This is a genomic window from Qipengyuania algicola, assembly GCF_042492175.1.
GTDB lineage: Bacteria > Pseudomonadota > Alphaproteobacteria > Sphingomonadales > Sphingomonadaceae > CAJXSN01.
On the sequence record NZ_CP170453.1, the window covers coordinates 1,452,300 to 1,475,017 of the forward strand.

Annotated in this window: 23 protein-coding genes; 14 read left to right on the forward strand and 9 right to left on the reverse strand. The window is 63.1% G+C overall.

Annotated features, from left to right (window positions below; all coding sequences use genetic code 11):
- Positions 1-7: 7 nt before the first annotated feature.
- Positions 8-1,027 carry an NAD(P)H-binding protein gene (locus tag ACFCW2_RS06960; protein ID WP_379545197.1) on the reverse strand — a complete coding sequence of 340 codons (1,020 nt, stop codon included), beginning with the start codon at positions 1,025-1,027 and terminating at the stop codon, positions 8-10.
- A gap of 112 nt (positions 1,028-1,139) precedes the next feature.
- Here ACFCW2_RS06960 and bchI point away from each other — a divergent pair, with 112 nt between their 5' ends.
- Genes bchI through ACFCW2_RS06980 form a run of 4 tightly spaced genes read left to right on the forward strand, consistent with a single transcriptional unit; the run spans position 1,140 to position 4,904 of the window.
- Positions 1,140-2,141: a magnesium chelatase ATPase subunit I gene (gene bchI, locus ACFCW2_RS06965; RefSeq protein ID WP_379545199.1), complete on the forward strand. Its 1,002-nt coding sequence runs from the start codon at positions 1,140-1,142 to the stop codon at positions 2,139-2,141.
- Positions 2,138-3,835, forward strand: coding sequence for a magnesium chelatase subunit D (locus ACFCW2_RS06970; RefSeq protein WP_379545200.1), 1,698 nt, complete (start codon positions 2,138-2,140; stop codon positions 3,833-3,835). Before bchI ends, ACFCW2_RS06970 begins: the two co-directional genes overlap by 4 nt.
- On the forward strand, positions 3,832-4,719 hold the full coding sequence (gene bchO / locus ACFCW2_RS06975; RefSeq protein WP_379545201.1) for an alpha/beta fold hydrolase BchO: 888 nt from the start codon (positions 3,832-3,834) through the stop codon (positions 4,717-4,719). Before ACFCW2_RS06970 ends, bchO begins: the two co-directional genes overlap by 4 nt.
- Before the next feature lie 14 nt (positions 4,720-4,733).
- Positions 4,734-4,904 carry a hypothetical protein gene (locus tag ACFCW2_RS06980; protein WP_379545202.1) on the forward strand — a complete coding sequence of 57 codons (171 nt, stop codon included), beginning with the start codon at positions 4,734-4,736 and terminating at the stop codon, positions 4,902-4,904.
- Position 4,905: 1 nt separating this feature from the next.
- Here the strand turns inward: ACFCW2_RS06980 and ACFCW2_RS06985 are convergent, their stop codons facing one another.
- The gene (locus ACFCW2_RS06985; protein WP_379548942.1) at positions 4,906-5,814 is read right to left on the reverse strand and encodes a hypothetical protein; all 909 of its coding nucleotides are present in this window, start codon (positions 5,812-5,814) and stop codon (positions 4,906-4,908) included.
- Positions 5,745-7,325 carry a 1-hydroxycarotenoid 3,4-desaturase CrtD gene (gene crtD / locus ACFCW2_RS06990; protein WP_379545203.1) on the reverse strand — a complete coding sequence of 527 codons (1,581 nt, stop codon included), beginning with the start codon at positions 7,323-7,325 and terminating at the stop codon, positions 5,745-5,747. Before crtD ends, ACFCW2_RS06985 begins: the two co-directional genes overlap by 70 nt.
- A gap of 198 nt (positions 7,326-7,523) precedes the next feature.
- Between crtD and ACFCW2_RS06995 the strand changes: the two genes are divergently transcribed.
- The 10 genes from ACFCW2_RS06995 (at position 7,524) to ACFCW2_RS07040 (ending at position 16,988) form a co-directional block, all read left to right on the forward strand.
- Positions 7,524-8,549 (forward strand): methyltransferase, encoded by a 1,026-nt coding sequence (locus ACFCW2_RS06995; protein WP_379545204.1) that lies wholly within the window; start codon positions 7,524-7,526, stop codon positions 8,547-8,549.
- A 112-nt stretch (positions 8,550-8,661) separates the two neighbouring features.
- Positions 8,662-9,597 carry a chlorophyll synthesis pathway protein BchC gene (gene bchC / locus ACFCW2_RS07000; protein WP_379548943.1) on the forward strand — a complete coding sequence of 312 codons (936 nt, stop codon included), beginning with the start codon at positions 8,662-8,664 and terminating at the stop codon, positions 9,595-9,597.
- A complete protein-coding gene (locus ACFCW2_RS07005) occupies positions 9,594-10,577 on the forward strand; it encodes a chlorophyllide a reductase iron protein subunit X (protein ID WP_379545206.1) in 984 nt (327 codons plus the stop codon). The genes bchC and ACFCW2_RS07005 overlap by 4 nt, the downstream gene beginning before the upstream one ends.
- 120 nt (positions 10,578-10,697) lie before the next feature.
- Positions 10,698-12,134 carry a chlorophyllide a reductase subunit Y gene (gene bchY / locus ACFCW2_RS07010; protein ID WP_379548944.1) on the forward strand — a complete coding sequence of 479 codons (1,437 nt, stop codon included), beginning with the start codon at positions 10,698-10,700 and terminating at the stop codon, positions 12,132-12,134.
- The gene (gene bchZ, locus ACFCW2_RS07015; protein ID WP_379545207.1) at positions 12,131-13,588 is read left to right on the forward strand and encodes a chlorophyllide a reductase subunit Z; all 1,458 of its coding nucleotides are present in this window, start codon (positions 12,131-12,133) and stop codon (positions 13,586-13,588) included. The genes bchY and bchZ overlap by 4 nt, the downstream gene beginning before the upstream one ends.
- Before the next feature lie 138 nt (positions 13,589-13,726).
- Positions 13,727-13,957, forward strand: coding sequence for a light-harvesting antenna LH1, beta subunit (gene pufB, locus ACFCW2_RS07020; protein WP_379545208.1), 231 nt, complete (start codon positions 13,727-13,729; stop codon positions 13,955-13,957).
- A gap of 10 nt (positions 13,958-13,967) precedes the next feature.
- Positions 13,968-14,150, forward strand: a complete 183-nt coding sequence (gene pufA / locus ACFCW2_RS07025) for a light-harvesting antenna LH1, alpha subunit (RefSeq protein WP_379545210.1) — start codon at positions 13,968-13,970, stop codon at positions 14,148-14,150.
- A gap of 176 nt (positions 14,151-14,326) precedes the next feature.
- On the forward strand, positions 14,327-15,151 hold the full coding sequence (pufL, locus tag ACFCW2_RS07030) for a photosynthetic reaction center subunit L (RefSeq protein WP_379545211.1): 825 nt from the start codon (positions 14,327-14,329) through the stop codon (positions 15,149-15,151).
- Between the two features lie 12 nt (positions 15,152-15,163).
- Complete coding sequence (gene pufM / locus ACFCW2_RS07035) at positions 15,164-16,096, forward strand: photosynthetic reaction center subunit M (protein ID WP_379545213.1); 933 nt, start codon at positions 15,164-15,166, stop codon at positions 16,094-16,096.
- A 142-nt stretch (positions 16,097-16,238) separates the two neighbouring features.
- A complete protein-coding gene (locus ACFCW2_RS07040) occupies positions 16,239-16,988 on the forward strand; it encodes an SDR family oxidoreductase (RefSeq protein ID WP_379545214.1) in 750 nt (249 codons plus the stop codon).
- A 23-nt stretch (positions 16,989-17,011) separates the two neighbouring features.
- On the opposite strand, the gene ACFCW2_RS07045 is transcribed toward ACFCW2_RS07040, so the two are convergent.
- From ACFCW2_RS07045 to ppsR, 6 genes are all read right to left on the reverse strand, one after another.
- On the reverse strand, positions 17,012-17,269 hold the full coding sequence (locus ACFCW2_RS07045) for a hypothetical protein (RefSeq protein ID WP_379545215.1): 258 nt from the start codon (positions 17,267-17,269) through the stop codon (positions 17,012-17,014).
- Positions 17,270-17,280: 11 nt separating this feature from the next.
- Positions 17,281-17,763 carry a TspO/MBR family protein gene (locus tag ACFCW2_RS07050; RefSeq protein ID WP_379545216.1) on the reverse strand — a complete coding sequence of 161 codons (483 nt, stop codon included), beginning with the start codon at positions 17,761-17,763 and terminating at the stop codon, positions 17,281-17,283.
- A complete protein-coding gene (locus ACFCW2_RS07055) occupies positions 17,760-18,968 on the reverse strand; it encodes a geranylgeranyl diphosphate reductase (RefSeq protein WP_379545217.1) in 1,209 nt (402 codons plus the stop codon). Before ACFCW2_RS07055 ends, ACFCW2_RS07050 begins: the two co-directional genes overlap by 4 nt.
- A complete protein-coding gene (locus ACFCW2_RS07060; protein WP_379545218.1) occupies positions 18,965-20,314 on the reverse strand; it encodes a BCD family MFS transporter in 1,350 nt (449 codons plus the stop codon). Before ACFCW2_RS07060 ends, ACFCW2_RS07055 begins: the two co-directional genes overlap by 4 nt.
- Positions 20,311-21,213: a chlorophyll synthase ChlG gene (gene chlG / locus ACFCW2_RS07065; RefSeq protein ID WP_379545219.1), complete on the reverse strand. Its 903-nt coding sequence runs from the start codon at positions 21,211-21,213 to the stop codon at positions 20,311-20,313. Before chlG ends, ACFCW2_RS07060 begins: the two co-directional genes overlap by 4 nt.
- Positions 21,214-21,293: 80 nt before the next feature.
- Positions 21,294-22,706 carry a transcriptional regulator PpsR gene (gene ppsR / locus ACFCW2_RS07070; protein ID WP_379545220.1) on the reverse strand — a complete coding sequence of 471 codons (1,413 nt, stop codon included), beginning with the start codon at positions 22,704-22,706 and terminating at the stop codon, positions 21,294-21,296.
- Positions 22,707-22,718 lie beyond the last annotated feature (12 nt).

The following is a 22,718-nucleotide window of genomic DNA, read 5'->3' on the forward strand; positions in this document are numbered from 1 at the left end:
GAGGGCGTTAGCTCCGCTCGAACACGGCGTGTTCGCCGAGGTCCACGCTGCCTCCCCCGGTGATGATGTCGGCGTAATGGCCGGGCAGGGTATCGCTGCCGGTGGAGGGGGTGGCGTCCGCTGAATATGCGCCGGTTTGCGGATCGAGGACCAGCATGGATTCGGTGGCGTAATACCGCCCGATCCGCGCCAGCTCGGCTTTGTCTGCGGCCTTGCGCGAAACCTTTCCCAGCAGGCCGAGCACGGCAATGATGGCGTCGAGCAGGGCCACAGGCACGTGGCGGATGCGCGGCTTGTCTCCCAGTAGGCCGAACAGCGCCTCTGCCTGATCCAGCGGCGTGATGGCTGGACCCGGGCCGCCGATGGGCAGGATGGCATTACGGCGCGCCGGGTCGGTGATGCATTCCGACAGGTACCGGCCCAGATCGCGGTCGCTGATCGGCTTGCAGGAGGTGAGCGTGCCGTCGCCAAACACCAGAAACGGCTTGCCCTGCTGCACGCGGCCTATCTGGCCCGACAGCGATTTGAAAAAGGCTGTGGGGCGGACAATCGAATAGGTCAGACCGGATTCGATCAGCGCTTGCTCGAACGCCAGCTTGGCATGCTGAAAGGCGAGGCGGGGTTTCTGGACGCAAATGGCCGAGAGCAGAACGAAGTGGGGAATGCCCGCTTCCTTCGCCACTTCCAGCACTTCGAGATTGGCCTGATAGTCCACCAGCCAAGCATCGTCCGGCAGGCCGGTGCGCGAGGCGAGACAGGAGACGGCGACATCGAAATGCTCGCCGCGCAAAGCCTCCGCTGCGCCGCATTGCGTGCCGACAATGCTTGCTGTCCGCATGTCTGCTCCATCCCACTCGCCCGGTCTGTCGGAGCTGGCGAATTGCGGGCGGACAACGCCCACCACATCGTGACCGGCCTCCACCATGGCTTTTACCGTCGCGCGTCCGATCGTCCCGCTCGCGCCGAATACGATAACCCGCTTGGGCGCGACCCGTTTGGACGTGCTTTGGGATGCGGCTGTGCTCACATCCCACCGGTATCAGCAGGCGCGTTCACTTCAAAGCCGCGGGTACAGGCATGCAGGACAGGAGCAAGCGCAGCGATTGACCGCCCCCGCGCGAATGATACAACGCCAGCCCATGTCCGTCTTTCCGTTCAGCGCCATAGTCGGCCAGCAAGAAATGAAACAGGCGCTGCTCATCGCCGCCACCGATGCGCGGATTGGCGGTGTGATGATCTTCGGCGACAGGGGCACTGGCAAATCGACCGCGGCCCGCGCGCTTGCTGCCACGCTGCCGCCGATCACGGCGGTGGAGGGATGCCGCTACAATTGCGCGCCGGAGGATCGCGGATCGTGCCCCGATTGCTGCTCCAGCAAACGGGTGCGCAAAGTGCCGGTGCCGTTTGTCGATCTGCCGCTGGGATCGACCGAAGACCGCGTGCTGGGCACGCTTGATCTGGAGAAAGCGCTGTCGGCAGGCGAGAAGCATTTCGAACCCGGCCTGCTGGCCAAGGCGCATCGCGGCTTCCTGTATATCGACGAGATCAACTTGCTGGAGGATCACGTGGTCGATCTGCTGCTGGATGTCGCGGCGTCGGGTGAAAATCTGGTCGAGCGCGACGGGCTGAGCGTACGGCACAAGGCGCGCTTCGTCCTGATCGGCAGCGGCAATCCCGAAGAAGGCGAACTGCGCCCGCAATTGCTCGACCGGTTCGGCCTGTCGGTCGAGGTGCGCACGCCGGATACGATTGCCGAACGGGTGGAGATCATGCGCCGCTGCGATGCGCAGGAGCGGGGGCCTGAAAAATTCGCCGCCAAGTGGAAGGCCGACGATGCCAAGGTGCTGCGCCAGATCGACCGGGCGAAGATGGCTTTGCCCAAGGTGAAGATGCCCGCCAAAATGCTGAAAAGCGCTGCGGAATTGTCGCAGGCGGTGGGGGCGGACGGTCTGCGCGGGGAACTGACCCTGATGCGCGGGGCGCGGGCGTTGGCGGCGCTGGAAGGCGCGCCGTCTGTCACGGTGGACCATCTCAAATCCATCGCTCCGCTCGCCTTGCGGCACCGCTTGCGGCGCGACGTGCTGGATGAAACCGGCTCCACCGTGCGGATCGAAATGGCGCTGGCCGAGATGTTCGGTTGAGTGAAGACGCCCTGATCGAAGACGCTCTGCTGGCAGCGCAGGCCTTCGCGCAGTCGCCCCATGCCTTTGGCGGAATTGTGCTGCGCGGGGCGGGTCCGGTGCGGGATCGCCTGCTGGACCAGATGCTCGCCGCTCTGGAGCCGCGAATGCCGGTGGTGCGCATCCCGATCAACGCCGATGCCGAACAGATGCTGGGCGGGCTGGACCTGACGCAGACTTTGGCCACCGGGCGGGCCGCGCATCGCCCCGGCCTGATCGAACGCGCAAGGGGCGGCGTGGCGATTGTCTCCATGGCCGAGCGAACGGACAGGGGCATCGCGGCTCTTCTCACCCAGTCCATCGATAGAGGCGATTGTGCGGTGATCCTGCTCGATGACGGGCTGGATGCGGATGAAGCGCCGCCAGCCACTTTGCTGGAGCGCGCTGCGTTTCATTGCGATTTGTCGCGGTGCCGGACGCTGGATTTCGAGTGGGCGGGGGATTGGCAGAATGCAAAGCGCGCCCGGCCCCTGCTCAAGGGTCAGCGCGAGGCGCTTGCTTTGACAGCGGCCGCGCTGGGCATCCACTCGGTTCGCCCCGTCCTGATGGCCGAAAGTTATGCCCGTGGAATTGCAGGTGCGCGGGGGCTGGGCAAAGCGGGGGAGGCGGAGCTTGAGGCGGCGATCCGGCTCGTGCTCGCCCCGCGCGCCACGCAGCGGCCCGAGATGGAGCCGCCCGAACGACCAGAGCCACCGCCGCCTGATGGCGCGCCGGACACCGCCACCGATCAGGGAGCGGAGGAGCAGCAATCGCAGGATTTGCCCTTGGAAGACCTGCTTCTGGCGGCCGCAGCGGCCTCTATCCCGAACCATATTCTGGACGGGATCGACAAGGGTCTTACGCGTCCCAAAGGCGGCTCTGGCGGCCAATCGGGCAACCGCGAGACATCGTCCAGACGCGGGCGGCCGCTGGGCGCGCGGCCCGGCATTCCCGGCGACGGGCGCAAGCTGGCCCTGATCGATACTTTGCGCGCTGCGGCCCCGTGGCAGGCGATCCGTAGGGAAAACGCAGGGGATTCCAACACAGGCAGACGATCGCTCCACATCCGAAAATCCGATTTGCGCATCCGCCATTTCGAACAGCGGCAGGAAAGCCTCACGATCTTCGCCGTCGATGCCTCCGGCTCCTCGGCCATGGCGCGGCTGGCCGAGGCGAAGGGCGCGGTCGAGCTGATGCTGGCTCAGGCCCATGTCAAACGCTCGCAAGTCGCGCTGATCGCATTCCGGCATAGCGGAGCGGAAATTCTGCTCCCGCCCACCCGCTCGCTCACCCGCGCCCGGCGAGCGCTGTCAGGTTTGCCGGGCGGCGGAGGCACGCCGCTTGCCGCCGGATTACTGGAGGCGCGGCTGATGGCCGATGCGTCGGGCAAGCGCGGCCAGACTCCGATGATCGCCCTGCTGACCGACGGGAAGGCGAATGTCACTCTGCAAGGCGAGCCGGACCGCGCCCGCGCCATGGCGGAGGCCGAAGATGCCGCCAAAGGCATCGCCGCGGCGGGCCATCACGCGGTGGTGATCGACATCTCGCCCCGCCCACGCGAGGAAGCCGCCGCTCTGGCAGAGGCCCTGCGCGGCAAGTATCTGGCGCTGCCCTATGCCGGCAGCGCGGCGATGGTCGAGGCGATAGAGAGCGTGGCCGAGAGCGTGTCGGCATGAGCGCGCGCTATCCCGATTGGGAACGGGACGGGGCCGACTGGCCGAACAGAAGCGCCAGTTCCTTCGTTTCGGCAGAGGGCTATCGCTGGCACGTCCAGATGATGGGCCCGGAAGTTGCACCCGTCAGCCTGCTCCTCCACGGGACCGGCGCGGCGACGCATAGCTGGCGCGACCTGATGCCGGTGCTGGCCGCGAAATACCGCGTCATTGCGATGGATTTGCCGGGGCATGGCTTCACCCGCCCCAGCCACCGGCGGCGCGTGACATTGCCGCAGATGGCGGCGTCCATCGGCGTGCTGCTGGATGTGCTGGAAGTGGAGCCGGACCTGATTGTCGGCCATTCCGCAGGGGCAGCTATCGGTGCGGAATTGCTACTGGCGCGCGGCTGGCATGCGCCGCTGGTGGGCCTCAATCCGGCGCTGCTGCCGTTTCCGGGCCTCGCTGCAAAACTGTTCCCGCAGCTTGCCAAAATCCTGTTCACCAACCCGCTGGTGTCGATCATTTTTGCCCGCATGGCCCGCGCACCGGGAGAGCCCGAGCGGTTCCTGCACAAGGCAACTGGATCGGTCATCGACCGGGCGGGCAACCGGCAATATCGCCTGCTGCTTACCCGCTCCGGCCATTGCGACGGAGCGATCCGGATGATGGCAAGCTGGCGGCTGGAGCCATTGCGCGACCGGCTCCACGCCCTCAAAGCGCCGGTGCTGCTGATCCATGCCACGGGCGACACAGCCATCCCGCGCTCCGCCGTCCGGCAGGCTGCGGATTTGATTCCGCAATGCGAGTATCAGGAGATGCCCGGTCTCGGGCACCTTGCGCATGAGGAGCAGCCGGAGCAGACTGCGCAGATCATCACCGCGTTTGCAGACGCCGCCAAAGCCTGAGGAGGGGACGGACAATGGAAACCAGCTTCGCAGACAATTTCGGCTGGATCGAAATCGTCTTTTCCGGCGCGGTCGCGCTCGGCTTCGGCTTCTACCAATTGTGGTCGGTCAATCGCGAAATTGCCAAGGACAAGGAAAAGGCCGCTGCGAAAGAGGCTGCCGAGCAGCAACACGCGGCTGACTGAGCTAAACCTCTCTGGGCATCTTGTAAGGCAGCATGAACTGCACCACCGGATGGATCAGGCGATTGAGGGAAATGCTCTCCTGCACCGCCGTCACCGGCTTTCCGAAGATCCGCATCGACAGCGCAGAACGGGCGTAAAAGGGCGAATCCTCCCACGTCCTGAGCACCGAAGCATGGCCCCGGTCGGCGCGTGTCTGGCGCTTCATCGCCCATAATGTCGGCGGCAGCGGGGCGACCAGCGGCAGTTCCTCCTCATGCGGCGTACCGTGCTGGTCAAACCGCAGCGCGCTGGCGAAATGGCTGCCATCGCGGCGGGTGCCCTCGTAAATCACCGCGACATCCTCGCCGGCATGGGCGCGGGACCAGTGCCAGTCGCGAAAGCCGTCCTCGATCGGTTCGCTGCCATGATTGCCATCCAGATAGGCGCTGCCGGTCCATTGTATATCGGGCTGATCCATTGCCACGTCGATGCGCGCGCGGGGCGCTATCGTGTGCCAATTGTGCTTGCCGGCAGCATCGAGTTTGAATGAACGCGCGTTCAACACTTCCGGCGTCAGGACGATCCGCCCCTTCACCCGGCGCCGCCATGGAATGCCGAGACGGATATCGCGTTCCTCGATGTCGATGATCAGCTTGTCGTTCTGCCACCGCATCGCGCTCGGCCCGATTTGCAAATGGTCGCGGCTCTGCGCGATGTCCGCTGCGCCGCGTTCGGTCATCACCCAGCGCGCGCCGCTTTTGCCGTAAAGCGCGATATTGAGGCAGCTGTGATCGAGCGGAATATCCCGGCCCGATTTCTTGTAATAGGGGCTGAAGACGCTGCCGATGAACCCGATTATCGTCAGCCCGTAGCGGCCGTCGGCGCTGATGGCGTCGACATACCACCAGCGATATCCCCCCGGTGGTACCAGCGCGTCGAAATACGGTCGGACAGCACGGCTTCGCTTGCCAGTGTCCCTGACAAGGCGGCCATCGGGACGCCCGCGCCAGGATGGGTCGCCCCGCCCGCGCAATAGAGCCCACGGATCTTCGTCCGGCAGCCGGGCCTGAGGAAGGAGGCCGCCCATCCGTGCGAAGCCCTGCCATAAAGCGCCCCGCCGGTCGCCGGGAAGAGTGTCGAGAAATCGCTCGGCGTGACGAGCCTGTGCTGCATCGGCGTATCCATGCCTGCCGGGTCCAGGTCCAGTCCGCAGGCTCTCAGCCGCGCCATCATGTTCGACGTGCATTGGTCTTTCTCCCCGGCGGTGTAATCGTGAATGTCGCCATTGGCCGGTGCGTTGACGATGATCTGGAAACGCTGCGCGGTGCCGCTTGCGCTGTCGCTCGCACCCTCTTCGCCATGGTCCAGCGCGCAGACATAGGCAGTGGGATCTGTGGGCACGTGCCCCGCTTCGATCTGGGCAAATTCGCGGGCGTAATCGGGCGAAAAGAAGACGTTGTGATGCGTCAGCGGCAGGCCCTGTGGCCTGGCCTTGGCGAGCCAGACCATCGCCGAGAGTGACCGGTCCTTTTCGGCCATCGGTTTTGCGGCCCGTCTGAGGCCCTCCCCGAACACGCCTGCACCCAGAGCGGACGGATCGGCATTGCAGATCACCGAGCGGGTTGGGATATGCTCGCCGCTTTCCAGCGTTACGCCGCTCACGCCTTTGCGGCTTGTATGAATGCCCGTGACCTGCGCGCCATAACGAAACCACACCCCGTTCTGGCGGGCGACCGCTTCCAGCGCATTGGCCAGCGCAGTCATGCCGCCCTCGATGGCCCAGACCCCCTGCTGCTCGACATGGGCAATCAGCATCAGCGTGGCGGGCGTGTGGAAGGGGGACGAGCCGCAATAGGTGGTGTACCGCCCGAACAGCTGCCGCAGGCGCGGATCGTCAAAATGCTCGCCCAGCACCTTCCACAGGCTCTCATACGGGCGGATCGCCAGCAGCGCGCCCACCCGGTGCAGCCCGATGCGCCACATCAGATTGGGAGGATAGGGCTTCGACGAGCGCAGGAAGGGCTTGTCGAGAATGCCGAAAATCCGCGCGGCCTCGGCGGAGAAACTACGGAAGCCTGCCGCGGCCTTCGCTCCGGCAAACTCGCCCACGGCCTCCGCGCTGCGTTCGGGATCGGCGAACAGGTCCAGATGGCCGGTACCGTCCCACGCATGGCGCGCGAGCCGGTCGGCTCTGGTCAGGGTCAGATGATCATCCAGTGAAGCGCCAGCCTCTTCGAAGATATTCTCGATCACCGGGCGCATGGTGAAGACGGTCGGCCCGGCATCGATCGGCACGCCTTCGACCTCCAACTGGCGGACCTTCCCGCCGGGCTGCGCTTCCTTTTCCAGCACCGTCACAGGCACGCCTCGCGCAGACAGAATGGCCGCACTGGTCAGCCCGCCAATGCCCGCTCCGATGATGACTGTAGGCGCTGCCGCCACGCATCCTCCCCTGTCTGCGATCCCTCGCGCTGATCGCTTTTGTTTGACGCAAGTGTATCGTAAGTCCACTCAAATGGACATAATTTTATGTCAGCACAAATAGACCATCCTTCGCAGACACTTTCTTGGCGCACCCGCTGGGCACTCCGGCGCAACCGCATCTTGGGCAGCGCACGCTTTCAGGCATGGGCTGCAAAAATGCCGGTTTTCCGCAGTGTCGCGCGGGCCAAGGCGGCAGGGCAATTCGATCTGATTGCAGGCTTCGTCTACACCCAGATCACCTATCTATTCGCGCAGACAGGGCTGATCGGCTTTCTTGCCGGAACCGCGCGTACCCATGCCGAGGTGACGGCATTTCTCGAATTGTCACCCGAGGCGAGCGAGCGAATCCTCAAGGCGGCGGGTGCCCTGAAGCTGTCCGAGTCGCCGCAAGAGGGCCTGTGGATTCTCGGCGAAACGGGCGCGGCATTATCGGCCAATGAGGGCGCGATGGCGATGATCCGCCACCATGCTTTGCTCTACCGCGATCTGGCCGACCCGTTGGCCCTGATGGCGCAGCCGGGCGGAAACGGCAGCGAGCTTTCCGCCTTCTGGACCTATGCGTCGAGAGGTGCGGGTATCGAGGAAGGGGCAGCCCCGTATTCGGAGCTGATGCGGGCGACCCAGCCCATGGTCTGGCAGCAGATTATCGGCCAATATCCGTTCGATAAGCATCGGCGCATGCTCGATATCGGCGGCGGTTCGGGTGCTTTCGCGGAGGCAGTCGGCACCGCGACGCCCGATTTGGAGCTCGGCATTTTCGATCTGCCCGATGTGGTCCCCCTCGCGCAGGAGCGTATGGCCGGAACAGCTCTGGCGGGGCGCGTCAGCATCCATCCCGGCAGCTTCCGGACTGATCCGTTGCCCGCCGGTTTCGACCTCATCACCTTGATCCGGATTGTGCACGATCATGACGATGAACCGGCACAGGCGCTGCTGCACGCGTGTCAGCAGGCACTGCCCGCAGGCGGCCGGCTTTTGATTGTCGAGCCGATGGCCGGGACGCGCGGGGCTGAAGGCATGGGGGAAGCCTATTTCGGCATGTATCTGTGGGCCATGGCATCGGGCCGGCCGCGGACCATGGCGGAGAATATGCGGATGGCTGAAAAGGCGGGTTTTTCCGCCATCAAAGAGCTGAAAACCCCGCTCCCGATGATCGCCAGGGCACTCGTTGCAACCAAGTGACGCTATCCATGACAGTGCTAGTGTCCAGTTTGGTTGACAACTTGTCCTGTTAAGTTCATTTACCGCAAGTCGGATTCCCTGCCATCAGTAGCGGAATCGCCGGAGGGGAATGCTGCAAACTTCTGCCATCATACTTGACGCACCGGGACGTTTGGCGATGCGGGAAACCGCGCTCAAACCCATGGAATCCGGCGATCTTCGCGTGGATATCCAGTGGAGCGGCATCAGTACGGGCACGGAGAAACTCCTCTGGACAGGGCAAATGCCCAGCTTCCCCGGAATGGGATATCCGCTGGTCCCCGGATACGAGTCGGTCGGCCGAGTCGTTGATGCCGGGGCGGAAGTCAGCGACCGGATCGGCGAGTGGGTCTTTGTCCCCGGTGCCAATTGCTACCGCGACGCACGCGGACTGTTCGGCGGATCGGCCAGCACGGTCATCGTCCCCTCGGCGCGTGCTCTGCCGATTTCAGAAACGCTGGGCAAAGATGGCATCCTCTATGCGCTCGCCGCCACGGCATTGCATGCCATTGCCCATGGCAAGCCGCCCGAACTGATCGTCGGCCATGGCGTGTTGGGCCGCTTGCTGGCCCGCCTGACCATGGCTGCGGGGGCAAAACCGCCTGTAGTATGGGACACCAACGCCGGTCGACAAGAGGGCGCTCAGGGATACAGCGTCATCCACCCGGACGATGATGACCGGCACGATTACGCCTCGGTCTACGATGTCAGCGGCGATGCCTCGTCGATCGGTGATTTTATCGCCCGGCTCGCCAAAGGCGGGGAGCTCGTTCTCGCCGGATTTTACAACCAGCCGATCAGCTTTGCCTTTCCGCCCGCCTTCCAGCGCGAAGCGCGCCTGCGCATCGCTGCGGAATGGCAGCCGGAAGATATCGCCTCGACCGATGCCCTGATCGCCACCGGCGCGCTCGATCTGTCGGGCCTGATCACGAATGTCGAGCCGGCTGCGAATGCCGCGACGGCTTACCCCGCCGCCTTTGAAGACACCGATTGCCTGAAAATGGTGCTCGACTGGAGAGAAACTGCATGAGCGTGCTTGATATCGACACATTGCGAGCCGAAGCCGCGCAGGAGCCTGATCCGGTCCACACCGGCGAGGTGAAATCCGAAACGCAGGTGATCGCGATTTACGGGAAAGGCGGGAGCGGCAAGAGCTTCGCGCTCTCCAATCTCAGCTACATGATGGCCCAGCAGGGCAAGCGCGTGCTGCTGATCGGCTGCGATCCGAAGAGCGACACGACCAGCCTGCTGTTTGGCGGCAAATCCTGCCCGACCATCATCGAGACCTCTTCGAAAAAGAAACTCGCCGGCGAGGAAGTCACCATCGAAGACGTGTGCTTCCAGCGTGACGGTGTCTTCGCGATGGAACTCGGCGGCCCCGAAGTCGGGCGCGGCTGCGGCGGGCGCGGTATCATTCACGGGTTCGAATTGCTGGAGAAGCTGGGCTTCCACGAATGGGGCTTCGACTATGTCCTGCTCGATTTCCTCGGCGATGTGGTGTGCGGCGGCTTCGGCCTGCCGATTGCGCGCGACATGTGCCAGAAAGTCATCGTGGTCGGATCGAACGATCTGCAATCGCTCTATGTCGCCAACAATGTCTGCCACGCGGTTGAATATTTCCGCAAGATGGGTGGCAATGTCGGCGTGGCCGGCATGATCGTGAACAAGGATGACGGGACGGGCGAGGCGCAGGCTTTTGCCGAGGCGGTCGACATCCCCGTGCTCACCGCGATCCCTGCGGATGAAGATATCCGCCGCAAGAGCGCCAATTACCAGATTATCGGAAAGCCTGGCGGCGAATGGAGCGGGCTTTTCGAAGAGCTTGCGAAGAACGTCGCTGAGGCACCGCCGCGCCAACCCTCTCCCCTCGACCAGGATGGCCTTCTCGACCTTTTCTCGCCCGAAGATACGGGTGGAAATGTCGAGCTGATCCCGGCCACCCAGGCCGATATGCGCGGCGGCACTTATGAAGAGAAGCCATCCCTCGAAGTGATTTACGACGAGGTCTGATGCGTGACTGACGCCTTTGCCCCTCCTGCCTCGCGCCAATCGAACCGGTCCCCGGACCGGATCGATCTCGCTTCTGCTGCTCCCGCCGAGGGCAGCGGCTGCCATGGCGGCGCGGATACCATGCGCGCGGCGGCGAAGAAGGCGGGCCAATCCGAGATTCTCGACCAGTACGAGAAGGACTACCCCCTCGGCCCGCACGATCAGCCGCAGAGCATGTGCCCGGCATTCGGAAGCCTGCGCGTCGGCCTGCGGATGCGGCGCACAGCCACGATCCTGTCGGGCTCGGCCTGCTGCGTTTACGGACTGACCTTCACCTCGCATTTCTACGGTGCGCGGCGCAGCGTCGGCTATGTGCCTTTCAGCAGCGAGACGCTGGTCACCGGCAAGCTGTTCGAAGACATCAAGGAAGCCGTCGAGCAGATGGCCGATCCTGAGAAATACGACACCATCGTTGTCACCAATTTGTGCGTGCCAACGGCCAGCGGCGTGCCGCTGCGCCTGCTGCCCGACGCGATTAACGGCGTGCGTGTCGTCGGCATCGACGTGCCGGGTTTCGGTGTGCCAACTCACGCAGAGGCGAAGGACGTTCTTGCCGGCGCCATGCTGAAATATGCCCGCGAGGAAGCCGAGCAGGGTCCCGTCGCCGCTCCGAAAGAACGCGCGGACAAGCCATCTGTCACACTGCTGGGCGAGATGTTCCCGGCGGACCCCGTGGGTATCGGGCACATGCTTGCCCCCCTCGGTCTGGCTGCTGGCCCGGTTGTCCCAACTCGTGAATGGCGCGAGCTCTACACCGCGCTCGACGGTGCCGTGATCGCCGCGATCCACCCGTTTTACACCGCCAGCGTGCGTGAATTCGAAGCGGCGGGCCGCAAAGTCGTAGGCTCTGCACCCGTGGGCCGCGATGGGACAGCCGCCTGGTTGAAGGCCATCGGCGAGGCCACCGGAGCCTCCGCAGACCAGATTGCCGAGGCGCAAAACGCGATGCTCCCCGCAATTGACGGCGCTCTCGCCGCCAAGCCGATCAAGGGCCGGATCACCGTGTCGGGCTATGAAGGCTCTGAATTGCTGGTCGCGCGCCTGCTGATCGAAAGCGGCGCGGATGTACCTTATGTGGGCACCGCTTGCCCGCGGACCAAATGGTCCGATCCGGATCGCGAATGGCTGGAGGCGAAAGGCGTGCGCGTCAATTACCGCGCCAGTCTGGAAGAAGATATCGCCGCGGTCGAGGAATTCGGCCCGGACCTGTCCATCGGCACAACCCCGGTGGTGCAGCATGCCAAAGCCAAGGCCATCCCGGCGCTCTACTTCACCAATCTCATCTCCGCCCGTCCGCTGATGGGTCCGGCCGGGGCCGGCAGTCTGGCACAAGTGATAAACGCGGCCATGGGCAACAAGGACCGCTTTACCCGGATGACCGAATTCTTCGAAGGCGTAGGCGAAGGCCATGCCAGCGGCATCTGGTCGGAAACGCCGACAGACCGCCCGAAGTTCAAGAAGAAATACGCCGCGCAAAACGCCATGGCTGCAAAGGCAGCAGAGGCGGTGGGCACATGACCCTCATCCTCGATCATGACAGGGCGGGCGGCTATTGGGGTGCCGTCTACGCCTTCACGGCGATCAAAGGTCTACAAGTGATCATTGATGGTCCGGTCGGGTGCGAGAACCTGCCTGTGACATCGGTCCTGCATTACACAGACGGCCTGCCGCCGCACGAATTGCCGATTGTCGTGACGGGTCTTGGCGAGGAAGAGCTGGGCAAGACCGGGACCGAAGGCGCGATGCGCCGGGCCTGGCAGTCACTCGATCCCGATCTGCCCGCTGTGGTGGTGACCGGCTCCATCGCCGAGATGATTGGCGGCGGGGTGACGCCCGAAGGCACTAATATCAAGCGCTTCCTCCCGCGCACGATCGACGAGGACCAGTGGGAATCCGAAGACCGGGCGCTGACCTGGCTGTGGACCGAATTCGGGCCAAAAAAAATGCCCGCGCCGCGCAAGCTGGCCGATGGGGAGAAGCCCAAGGTCAACATCATCGGGCCATCCTACGGCATGTTCAACATGCCCTCCGATGTGGCGGAAATCCGCCGTCTGGTCGAAGGGATCGGCGCAGATGTCAACATGGTGTTCCCGCTGGGCAGCCACCTTGCCGATATCCGCAAGCTGGCCGATGCGTCGGTCAATATCTGCATGTACCGCGAGTTCGGCCGGAACCTGTGCGAGAAGCTGGAGCGGCCCTATCTGCAGGCCCCCGTTGGCCTCGATTCCACCACCAAATTCCTGCGCCAGCTGGGCCAGATGACCGGCCTCGATCCGGAGCCCTTCATCACACGCGAGAAGCACACCACGATCAAGCCGCTGTGGGATCTTTGGCGCTCGGTCACGCAAGACTTCTTCGGCACGGCGAATTTCGGGATCGTCGCGAACGAGACATACGCCCGAGGCATCCGCAATTTCCTCGAAAACGATATGGGACTGCCCTGCTCGTTTTCCTTCAGCCGCACCGCCGGGGTGAAGCCCGACAATGAAGCGGTGCGCGCAGCGATTTTCGAGAACCCGCCGATGGTGGTGTTCGGCAGTTACAATGAACGCATGTATATGGCGGAGGCTGGCGCGCGTGGAATTTTCATTCCCGCTTCCTTCCCCGGGGCCGCGATCCGCCGTCACACCGGAACGCCCTATATGGGGTATTCCGGTGCGACATATCTGGTGCAGGAAGTGTGCAATGCGCTGTTCGATGCGCTGTTCCACATCCTGCCGCTGTCCACCCAGATGGATGCTGGCGAGGCGACCCCCGCAAAGGCCGGAGCGCGGCCCGATATTCCGCTGGAATGGGATGAGGACGCCAAGCAAAAATTCGATGCGATTGTCGAAGCGCAGCCGGTTCTGGTGCGCATTTCCGCCGCCAAGAACCTGCGCGACGCAGCCGAACGGGATGCCCGTCTGGCGGGCGCGACGCATGTTTCTGCCGACCGGCTGGCGGCAGTTTTACTCAAAGGGGAAAGCGCATGATGCGTCGCGCTTTCGCCCCAACAGATTTGCCGGGCGCGTGCCCGGCATCCGCAACCTGGACCGCCACGTTGGCAGGCCGGGAAATACCCGTGGGGGGCGCCTCTGGCGGCTTGCAGGGGCCAATAATGGAGATGGAATATGAGTGAGGAGAACGACCGCTTCGGTCCGGGGGCTTACCTGACCCCGGAAGAAGCCAAGGAGTTCCACAAGATTTTCGTGTCAAGCTTCATCGGCTTCACGATCATCGCGATCATCGCACACGTTCTGGTGTGGATGTGGCGCCCGTGGTTCCCCGGCGTGAACGGCTATGCGGCACTGGATGACGGCATCCGTGTAGCACAGGCCACGCTCGCACCGCTGTTCGGATAGGAGAAAGACTATGTGGAGACTTTGGTTAATTTTCGACCCGCGTCGGACACTGGTCGCACTGGCGATCTTCCTGTTCGTCCTTGCGCTCCTGATCCACTTCATCCTGTTGAGCACTGACCGCTTCAACTGGATCGAGGGACCGGGCGCCGGAACCGAGACAGCCATGATCGAGCAGTCAGAACGACTCACCTGATCATGGCCCTATTGGAGGTCACGGCGCGAAAGCGCCGTGCCTCCCACTGGGTTATCAATCGACGGGCCTGGCGAAAACAGGCCCGAAACCGGGGACCGCTCCCAAACCGGATGCGGCTCTGAATCTGACAACCGTCGCCTGATGGGCGGCAAGCATGAGCGCGCAGGGGAAATGCCATGTCGCTGTTGAGTTTCGAGAGAAAATACCGGGTCAGGGGTGGCACCCTGATTGGCGGCGACCTGTTCGATTTCTGGATCGGGCCGTTTTACGTCGGGTTTTTCGGGGTCGTCGGCGCGATTGCGGCCATTCTGGGCACGGCGTTGATTTTCTATGCGGCCTCTCTCGGGCCGACATGGAACCCGTGGCTCATATCAATCAATCCGCCTGACCTGTCCTATGGCCTCGGCTTTGCGCCATTGGCCGAGGGAGGCTTCTGGCAAGTCATCACCATCTGCGCGATTGTCGCCTTCGTTTCGTGGGCGCTGCGCGAAGTGGAAATCTGCCGCAAGCTGGGCATGGGCTATCACGTGCCGATTGCCTTTGGTGTGGCGATTTTCGCCTATGTCACGCTCGTGGTGTTCCGCCCGTTCCTGATGGGCGCATGGGGGCACGGCTTCCCCTACGGCATTTTCAGCCACCTCGATTGGGTGTCCAATGTCGGATACGCCTATGTGAACTTTCACTACAATCCGGCGCATATGATCGCGGTGACGTTCTTCTTCACCACGACGCTGGCGCTGGCGCTGCACGGCGCCCTGATCCTGTCGGCGGTCAATCCGGCCAAGGGCGAGAATGTGAAAACGCCGGAATATGAAGACACCTTCTTCCGCGACTTCATCGGCTACTCGGTCGGCACCATCGGCATCCACCGGCTGGGCCTGTTTCTGGCGCTGAATGCCGGTTTCTGGAGCGCGGTGTGCATTATCATCGCTGGTCCGCTGTTCGAAGGCGGTTGGCCGGAATGGTGGGAATGGTGGCGCAACATGCCGATCTGGTCGTGAGGGGGATGAGCGATGCTAAATAGATATCAGAACATTTTCACCCAGGTTCAGCTGGAGCACGCGCCGGAGATGGGCATTCCCCTGTCGGGTGTGGAGCGCAGCGAGCGCACGCAGGACACCGGCTTCAGCTACTGGATGGGCAAGTTCGGCCAGGCGCAGATCGGCCCGATCTATCTGGGCTGGCTGGGCATCGCCTCGCTGGTGTGCGGGTTCATTGCTATCGAGATCATCGGTCTGAACATGGCTGCCTCTGTCAATTGGAGCCCGACCGAATTCCTCCGCCAGTTCTTCTGGCTCTCGCTCGATCCTCCGGGGCCGGAATACGGCTTCTCGCCCTTTGTCCCGCTGAATGAAGGCGGCTGGTGGATCATGGCCGGTTTCTTCCTGACCGCATCGATCCTCCTGTGGTGGGTGCGCACCTATCGCCGGGCGCGCGCGCTGGGCATGGGAACGCATGTGGCATGGGCCTTCATGAGCGCCATCTGGCTGTATCTCGTGCTCGGCTTCATTCGCCCGTTCTTCATGGGCAGCTGGTCCGAGGCGGTTCCGTTCGGCATTTTCTCGCACCTTGAATGGACCAACAATCTGTCGCTGCTGTACGGCAATCTGTTCTACAACCCGTTCCACGCGCTTTCGATTGTCTTCCTCTACGGCTCGGCCCTGCTGTTCGCGATGCACGGGGCGACGATCCTGGCCGTGGGCCGCTATGGCGGCGAGCGGGAGCTGGAGCAGATCACCGATCGCGGGACGGCTTCGGAACGCGCCGGTCTGTTCTGGCGCTGGACCATGGGCTTCAACGCCACGATGGAATCGATCCACCGCTGGGCTTGGTGGTTTGCAGTGCTCTGCACGCTGACCGGCGGCATCGGCATTCTGCTGACCGGCACGGTGGTCGACAATTGGTACCTGTGGGCAATCGAGCACCATTACGCGCCCGATTACTGAGCAGGTTCCCAAGCCTGAAAAAGAGGAGCCCGGCCTGTGACAGGTCGGGCTTTTCTGTATCCGAAACCCTGCCAAAGCGGACAGTCGCTGTGCCTCGGCTTTAACGGCATAACAATCGGCAGAAACGTTCGGGAGTGCGACAATGGATCTTCAGCTGGCAGGCAAACGGGCCGTGGTTCTGGGGGCAAGCAAAGGCCTTGGCGCGGCGATTGCGCAGGAACTCGCCGACGAGGGTGCGCATGTGCTCGGCGTGTCGCGCAGTGCGCCCGATACTCTGGATTGGCCGATGCTGGGGGTCGATCTCGCCGCTCCCGATGCCGCCACGACCATTGCCGGTCACGCGCACGCCAAGCTGGGCGGGGTGGATATTCTGGTCAACAATTGCGGCGGGCCGGTCCCCACGGCTGCGCATCAGACAGAGACATCCCAGCTGACCGATGCCATCCAGCCCATGCTCCTGACCATTACGGAGCTGACCCGTCTTGTCTTGCCCGGCATGCGCAGCGCGGGCTTCGGCCGTATCCTCAGCGTCACCTCTGCGGGTGTACGCGAGCCGATCCCCGGCCTGGCGCTATCCAACACTATACGCGCAGCGCTGCATGGCTGGATGAAAACGCTGGCGAAGGAAGTCGCTGCCGACGGTGTCACGGTCAACATGCTGATGCCGGGGCAGGTGGATACCGACCGGCTGCGCTCGCTGCACCAGAACATCGCGCGGCAGGCCGGGGTGGAGCCGGAGATGATTGCCGCCAAGTCTGTAGAGAACATACCGGCAGGGCGTTTCGGAGAGCCGCGCGAATTCGGCGCCGTAGCCGCGTTTCTCGCCAGCCCGCGCGCATCCTATGTCACGGGGGCGGAGATCCCGATTGATGGCGGTTTCTTGAAATCCTGACGCAACTGATCAGCGTTCGCCGATCAGTTTTTGCCGAGCATCGACCGGCGGCGCAGATCATACAGATGCACCGGAAAGGCTGCGGCCAACGGTATCGAGATATAGGGCCATGCCATTCCGGTGAGCGCGGCGCGCAGGGCCACCATCATCAGCACGGCAGGAACCAGCGCGGGCAGGATATCGGCCCAGCTTTGCCCGCGCCATTTCAGCCAGAGAGCCTCAGCCACAAGCACCGCCAGCACCACATCGACCGCGCGTCCGCTGGTGAAGAAGGCCTCCACCGGCGCGGGCCTTATCCGAAGGGACCGTTGAGCTGGACGACCTGATAATTCAGCGCTCCGGCGATGGTCACCCAGACCAGATAGGGCACCAGCAACACGCTCGATAATTTCGAAAAGCGGCCGCAAAACACGATCAGCCCGGCGATGGAAATCCACAGCAGGATCAGTTCGTAAAATGCCCAATCGGGCCGCTGCATGCGGAAGAACAGGAAGCTCCACAGCAGATTGAGGAAGCCGTTAAAGGCGAACATGCCGAGCATAACTTCGGCGTCGCGGCGCGTTGGCGCTTTCTCCCAGCCCAGCACACCGGCAATCGCGATCAGTGCGAAAATCGCGGTCCAGATGACCCCGAACATATAGCCGGGCGGTGCCCAGTCGGGCTGTTGCAGGCTGTAATACCACTCGTCCAGCACCGTGATCGTGCCGCCGACCACAGCAGTGCCAAAGGCCAGAACGGCGGCAATTATGATCGGGAGAAGAGACGCGCGGCTCATGCTTTGGCGGGTCTCAATCCCAGCAAATGCGCGGTGTCTTTCAGGAAGATACGGATATGGGCCATGGGATCTCGCTTGACGAGTTCCTTGTTCATATAGGCTTCCCACGTCAAGCGCTGGACATCGGGATCGGCGCACATTTTCACGAAGCTCTCGCGGCGTTTGTCGCTGCTATACCAGAAATACTGCATGATCCCGAGGATCCAGAACACCCGGCCATGCGCCTTCATGAATGCCTTGCGCGCGCCCTTTAGCGCCTTCGGATTGCCGGTGACGAGAAATTCGCCCACCGCATTGGCGCTCAGCCGTCCGGCACACATGGCGTAGTAAATGCCTTCACCCGAAGACGGTGCCACAACGCCCGCCGCATCGCCCGCGACCAGCACATTGCGGCCATTGTCCCAGCGCTTGAGGGGTTTGAGCGGAATGGGTGCACCTTCCTTGCGCACGGTTTCCCAATCGGCAAAGCCGGCTTCTTGGCGCATGATGCGGGTTGTCTCGCGCAACGGGAAACCCTTGTTCGCGCTGCCCAGGCCGATGCTGGCGGTCTTCCCGTGCGGGAATACCCACGCGTAGAAATCGGGCGAGAGATGTCCCTGATAATAGACATCGCAGCGGTCGGGTTCGTAGTCGGCGGCCTGCTGCGCCGCAGCGCCCTCGGGCACCTTCACGATTTCGTGATAGGCGAACACGCATTTCACATTTTCGCCATTGGGGATGCACTGCCGGGCCACGCGGGAGCGGGCTCCGTCCGCGCCGATCACGCAGCGTGCGGTGACCGTGACCGGCTCGGCGCTGCGATCTGTGCGGTAAGTGAGGGTGGCGACGCCGCCTTCGCCGTCCTGCACGGTCTCGCAAGTGCCGGTGACGCGGGTTGCACCGGCATCGGCGGCACGGGTCCGCAGCCATTCGTCGAACTGGTCACGGTCCACCATGCCGACATAGCCATCGCCGCAGGGCATGCTCACCTTGTTGTTGGACGGGGCGATGATCCGCGCAGAATTGGCATGTGCCACCAGAAGCGATTGCGGGATGTCGAAGTCTTTCAGCAGGCGCGGGGGAACAGCGCCGCCGCACGGCTTGATCCGGCCAGCCTTGTCCAACAGCATCACTTTGTGGCCCTGCATGGTCAGGTCATGCGCAGCGGTGGCCCCGGAAGGTCCGCCGCCCACGACAATGACGTCATAATCGGTTTGAACGCTCATACTGCTAACCCCTTTTCCTGCCCCGATGGCCGGATCAATGTGGTGCCCGTCGCAACCACCGCAGCGGCGAGGAACAGCAGCGCCTCGACCGTGAAGACGATCTGGAAGGCGCTGGCGTCCTGCCCTGTGAAACTGCGCAATTGATCGACCAGCACGGCACCGGTCAGTCCGCCCGTGCCGAAAGCTATCGCCTGCGCCGCGCCCCACACGCCCATCCGCGTGCCTTCGCCCGCGCTGCGTCCCTTGCTGGCGAGCCCGAGCATTGCTCCGACCGCAGCGACGGCAAACACGCCATTGGCAAGGCCGAGGCCGAAGACATTGGCAACCAGCGGCCACGACGTCCCCTGCGTTGCGGCAAAGGACAGCCCGGCCAGCATCAGCGCCGAGCCGAGGCACCCTGCGACGATCCAGATTTTGAGGTTCTGGCCAAAGCGTTTCGCGTAGAGGCTGCCTCCGACACCGCAGAGGAGCATACCGACCAGAATGCCGCTGTGCTGGATGCCGGAAAGCTGGGTCGATTCCCCCGGGGTCATTTCAAACAGGAACCCGGCGAAGGGCTCCATAATCAAATCCTGCATTGAATAGGCGAGCATCGAGATGAACACGAAATAGGTGAAGCGGCGGGCCTCTTTCTCGTGCCAGATTTCACGCAAGGCATCGGGAAAGCTCTGTGCCGGCTGCGACGGCTGGGCCTGCTCCACCGGCGGATTGCGCGCTTCCAGATTGTGCAGCGCAAGCATGGCGAGGCAGAAGGCGACCAGCACCACGATGCTGGTGACAATGGCGAGACGCTGTTCACTGAACGGATCGAGAAACGCGCCGGACAACCCTGCGGCAATGACAATCCCGGCGATCATCATGGTCCAGCTGATGGCAGCCGCAGCCGGTTTACGATGGGGGGACACGCGCGATGCCAGCAGGGCGAGCAGCGCCGTGCCCGACATACCCACGCCAAAGCCGATCATCGTGAAGCTGACAATGGCCAGCAGCGCTGCGCCGATACCCGGATCGGCCATCATGATCGTCGCATCGACCGCCAGCACCGCTCCGAGGGCAAGAATGCTCATCCCCCCGATGATCCACGGTGTCCGGCTGCGCGAGCGGTCCGATTTGTGACCCCATAGAGGGCGCGTGAGCTGCACGCCGTAATGCCATGCGACCAGCGCAGCCGGGACAGCGGCAGCGACCGAATACTCCACCACCATCACCCGGTTGAACAGCGAGGTCGCGAGCATGACCATCGCACCGATTGCCGCCTGCACCGTGCCCAGGCGGACGATGCCGAACCAGCCGAGGCCCCGATTGTCTGGTGCTGCACCGGCCTCCGGAATTGCTGCGACGCTCATATATATCCCCCCAGACCCAAAGCCGCGGCCAGCATGCCGAATACGTAGAGCGAGACGCCGGTCGCATTGTACCAGGGCGCAAAGCGGCGCGGGTCGCGAACCAGACGGACCATGCAGGCCAGTTGCAAAGCGAGAAGCGCCGACACGGCGATGCCGGACAGCGTGAATTGCTCGGCAAGCAGCAGCGCAATCACGGCGAGTTGCGACAGCGCGATCACCGCGCAGGCGATCATCGCGGCGCTGGGCACACCCAGTGTCACCGGCAGCGATTTGAGGCCCATCTGCGCATCGCCATCGACGGCCTTGAAATCGTTCAACGTCATGATGCCGAAGGCGCCCAGACTATAAAGCAGCAGCACAGCCAGCACATTCGTGCCCGGCAAGGCAGCCAGCATCACGGCAGCGCCGGTGAACCATGACAGCCCTTCATAGCTCAGGCCGCAGACAGCCGGCCCCCACCATCCGCTGCGTTTGAAGCGGAAGGGCGGGGCGCTGTAGGCCCAGCCGAAAAACAGCGCCACACAGGTCGCGGCGAAAACCCAGAAGCCGAGTAGTGCACCCAGCGCCAGCGAAAGTGCGGTGCCCGCAAGCGCGATCCCGACCGGCCAGCGTCCCGGCACGCGGCCCGAGGGGATCGGGCGATCCGGTTCGTTGATGGCATCGACATGCCGGTCACACCAATCGTTGATGACCTGACTGGTGCCGCAAACAACCGGTCCGGTCAGCACGATACCCGCCAGCAGGAAGCCCCAATTGTCGCCGAGCGAAACACCGGAGGAGACCACGCCGCATAGAAAGGCCCACATCGGGGGAAACCATGTGACGGGCTTGGTCAGAGCGATAACATCCTTCAGCGCCGGAACGCGGGGGGATGCAGCGGGAATCGTCAAATCCGACATTTGGTGAGGCTATGCCTCGCGCACCATAGTGTCAAATTTTGTGGACACTCTAATTGTCGCCTGAAACGGCCGTCAGCCGATCAGCTTTTGTCGGAAAGATTCCCGAGGCCGTGGCGGTGCAATTTGGAATAGAGGCTCTGGCGGCTCAGTCCCAGGATCTCCGCCGCAGAGGCGCGATTGTCAGAAGTGTGGATCAACGCCGCCTCGATGCACATGCGCTCGATCAAATCGCTGCTCTCGCGCACGATTTCCTTCAGCGGCCTACGCCCGACCAGTTCGGTCAGTTGATCGACAGAGCGCAATTCCTCGCCCGATCCGGGCAAATCACGTTCCCGCCGACCGACTGTGCGGACCGAGTATCCGAACAGCGGCTGGTCCTGCTCGATCATGATGGCAGAGATTTCGACCGGCTCCTCGCCGCCGCTCAGATCGTTGACCACAGAGCTGAAATTGCGGACATTCTGGTGATCTTTCAGCTGCTTGCGCAGCAGGTTCAGATCGACATCGGGGCGTCCGATAAACCGGTTGAGCGATACGCCGACCAATTGCTCCTGCGATCCGGCCTGCACCAGTTCGGCAAAGGCGCGGTTGGCCACGACGATTTCCTGCTTGCTGTTCGCCAGAACGAACGCATCGGGCATCTGCTCGACCGCATCGAGAACGTAGCGATCCGATTGCCTGCCGGGGACCCGGTGTTCCCCGTCATCGATATTGACCAGCCAGTACTGTTTTCCCGATTGCCGGAAAGCCGACATGGTCAGCCGCACAGGATCGCCCTGACCGGCGAGCTGGATACTGACAGGATCGGACACATTGCTGACCGACGCCGCGCCGATATGGGCGACCAGCGCATCGCGCGATTCCTCGGCCACCAGACTGGTCAGCGATTTGCTGTCGAGACTGCCCGGAGCGGCATTGACCAGACTATGCAGCGCGCTGTTCGCCTGCTGGATGCTGAGATCGTCTGCATCGACAATCATCACCGGATAGGAGATGTTGTCGAACAGCAGGCGATATCGGGTCTCTGTCTGGCGCAGATTGAGGTAATCGCGCTCCATCGATTGCTGCGTTCGCAGCAGCCGTTGTTGCAAGGCGGAAACGACGCGCAAATCGCGGCCGACGGCAATCGTCCAGGGGCCGCTTTCCGGTTTGATCGTGCGATATTTGACGGGAATATCCTCGCCGTCATGGTGATGGTTGACTTGCCGCCATTTGGTATCGAGCCCCTGCCTTGAATCGAGCATCCGCTCGATTTTCGGCTGGCTTTCGACGGTTACCGTCTCGGCCCATTTCTTGCCGATCCAGCGGTTGGCGAGCTGATATTCCTTGCCGCTGAATGCCACGTCGCGGATGACATTGCTTTCATCGATGGCCAGCATGAAGTCACCGGCGCAATAGGCGAGCTCTACGAAATCATCCTGGCTGAAGCCTGAGAACATCGCATCCGCATCGCTGAACGGGGTGCGCTCATTTCCAGAAGCTCGAAGGTCCATGACCGGGCCGAC

What these genes read in the sequence shown, in the direction of transcription:
- bchI (WP_379545199.1), top strand. Translation starts at nt 1,140, where the DNA reads ATGTCCGTCTTTCCGTTCAGCGCCATAGTCGGCCAGCAAGAAATGAAA.
- bchO (WP_379545201.1), top strand. Translation starts at nt 3,832, where the DNA reads ATGAGCGCGCGCTATCCCGATTGGGAACGGGACGGGGCCGACTGGCCG.
- ACFCW2_RS06980 (WP_379545202.1), top strand. Translation starts at nt 4,734, where the DNA reads ATGGAAACCAGCTTCGCAGACAATTTCGGCTGGATCGAAATCGTCTTT.
- ACFCW2_RS06995 (WP_379545204.1), top strand. Translation starts at nt 7,524, where the DNA reads ATGCCGGTTTTCCGCAGTGTCGCGCGGGCCAAGGCGGCAGGGCAATTC.
- ACFCW2_RS07005 (WP_379545206.1), top strand. Translation starts at nt 9,594, where the DNA reads ATGAGCGTGCTTGATATCGACACATTGCGAGCCGAAGCCGCGCAGGAG.
- bchY (WP_379548944.1), top strand. Translation starts at nt 10,698, where the DNA reads ATGCGCGCGGCGGCGAAGAAGGCGGGCCAATCCGAGATTCTCGACCAG.
- bchZ (WP_379545207.1), top strand. Translation starts at nt 12,131, where the DNA reads ATGACCCTCATCCTCGATCATGACAGGGCGGGCGGCTATTGGGGTGCC.
- pufB (WP_379545208.1), top strand. Translation starts at nt 13,727, where the DNA reads ATGAGTGAGGAGAACGACCGCTTCGGTCCGGGGGCTTACCTGACCCCG.
- pufA (WP_379545210.1), top strand. Translation starts at nt 13,968, where the DNA reads ATGTGGAGACTTTGGTTAATTTTCGACCCGCGTCGGACACTGGTCGCA.
- pufL (WP_379545211.1), top strand. Translation starts at nt 14,327, where the DNA reads ATGTCGCTGTTGAGTTTCGAGAGAAAATACCGGGTCAGGGGTGGCACC.
- pufM (WP_379545213.1), top strand. Translation starts at nt 15,164, where the DNA reads ATGCTAAATAGATATCAGAACATTTTCACCCAGGTTCAGCTGGAGCAC.
- ACFCW2_RS07040 (WP_379545214.1), top strand. Translation starts at nt 16,239, where the DNA reads ATGGATCTTCAGCTGGCAGGCAAACGGGCCGTGGTTCTGGGGGCAAGC.
- ACFCW2_RS07050 (WP_379545216.1), bottom strand. Translation starts at nt 17,763, where the DNA reads ATGAGCCGCGCGTCTCTTCTCCCGATCATAATTGCCGCCGTTCTGGCC.
- ACFCW2_RS07055 (WP_379545217.1), bottom strand. Translation starts at nt 18,968, where the DNA reads ATGAGCGTTCAAACCGATTATGACGTCATTGTCGTGGGCGGCGGACCT.
- ACFCW2_RS07060 (WP_379545218.1), bottom strand. Translation starts at nt 20,314, where the DNA reads ATGAGCGTCGCAGCAATTCCGGAGGCCGGTGCAGCACCAGACAATCGG.
- chlG (WP_379545219.1), bottom strand. Translation starts at nt 21,213, where the DNA reads ATGTCGGATTTGACGATTCCCGCTGCATCCCCCCGCGTTCCGGCGCTG.
- ppsR (WP_379545220.1), bottom strand. Translation starts at nt 22,706, where the DNA reads ATGGACCTTCGAGCTTCTGGAAATGAGCGCACCCCGTTCAGCGATGCG.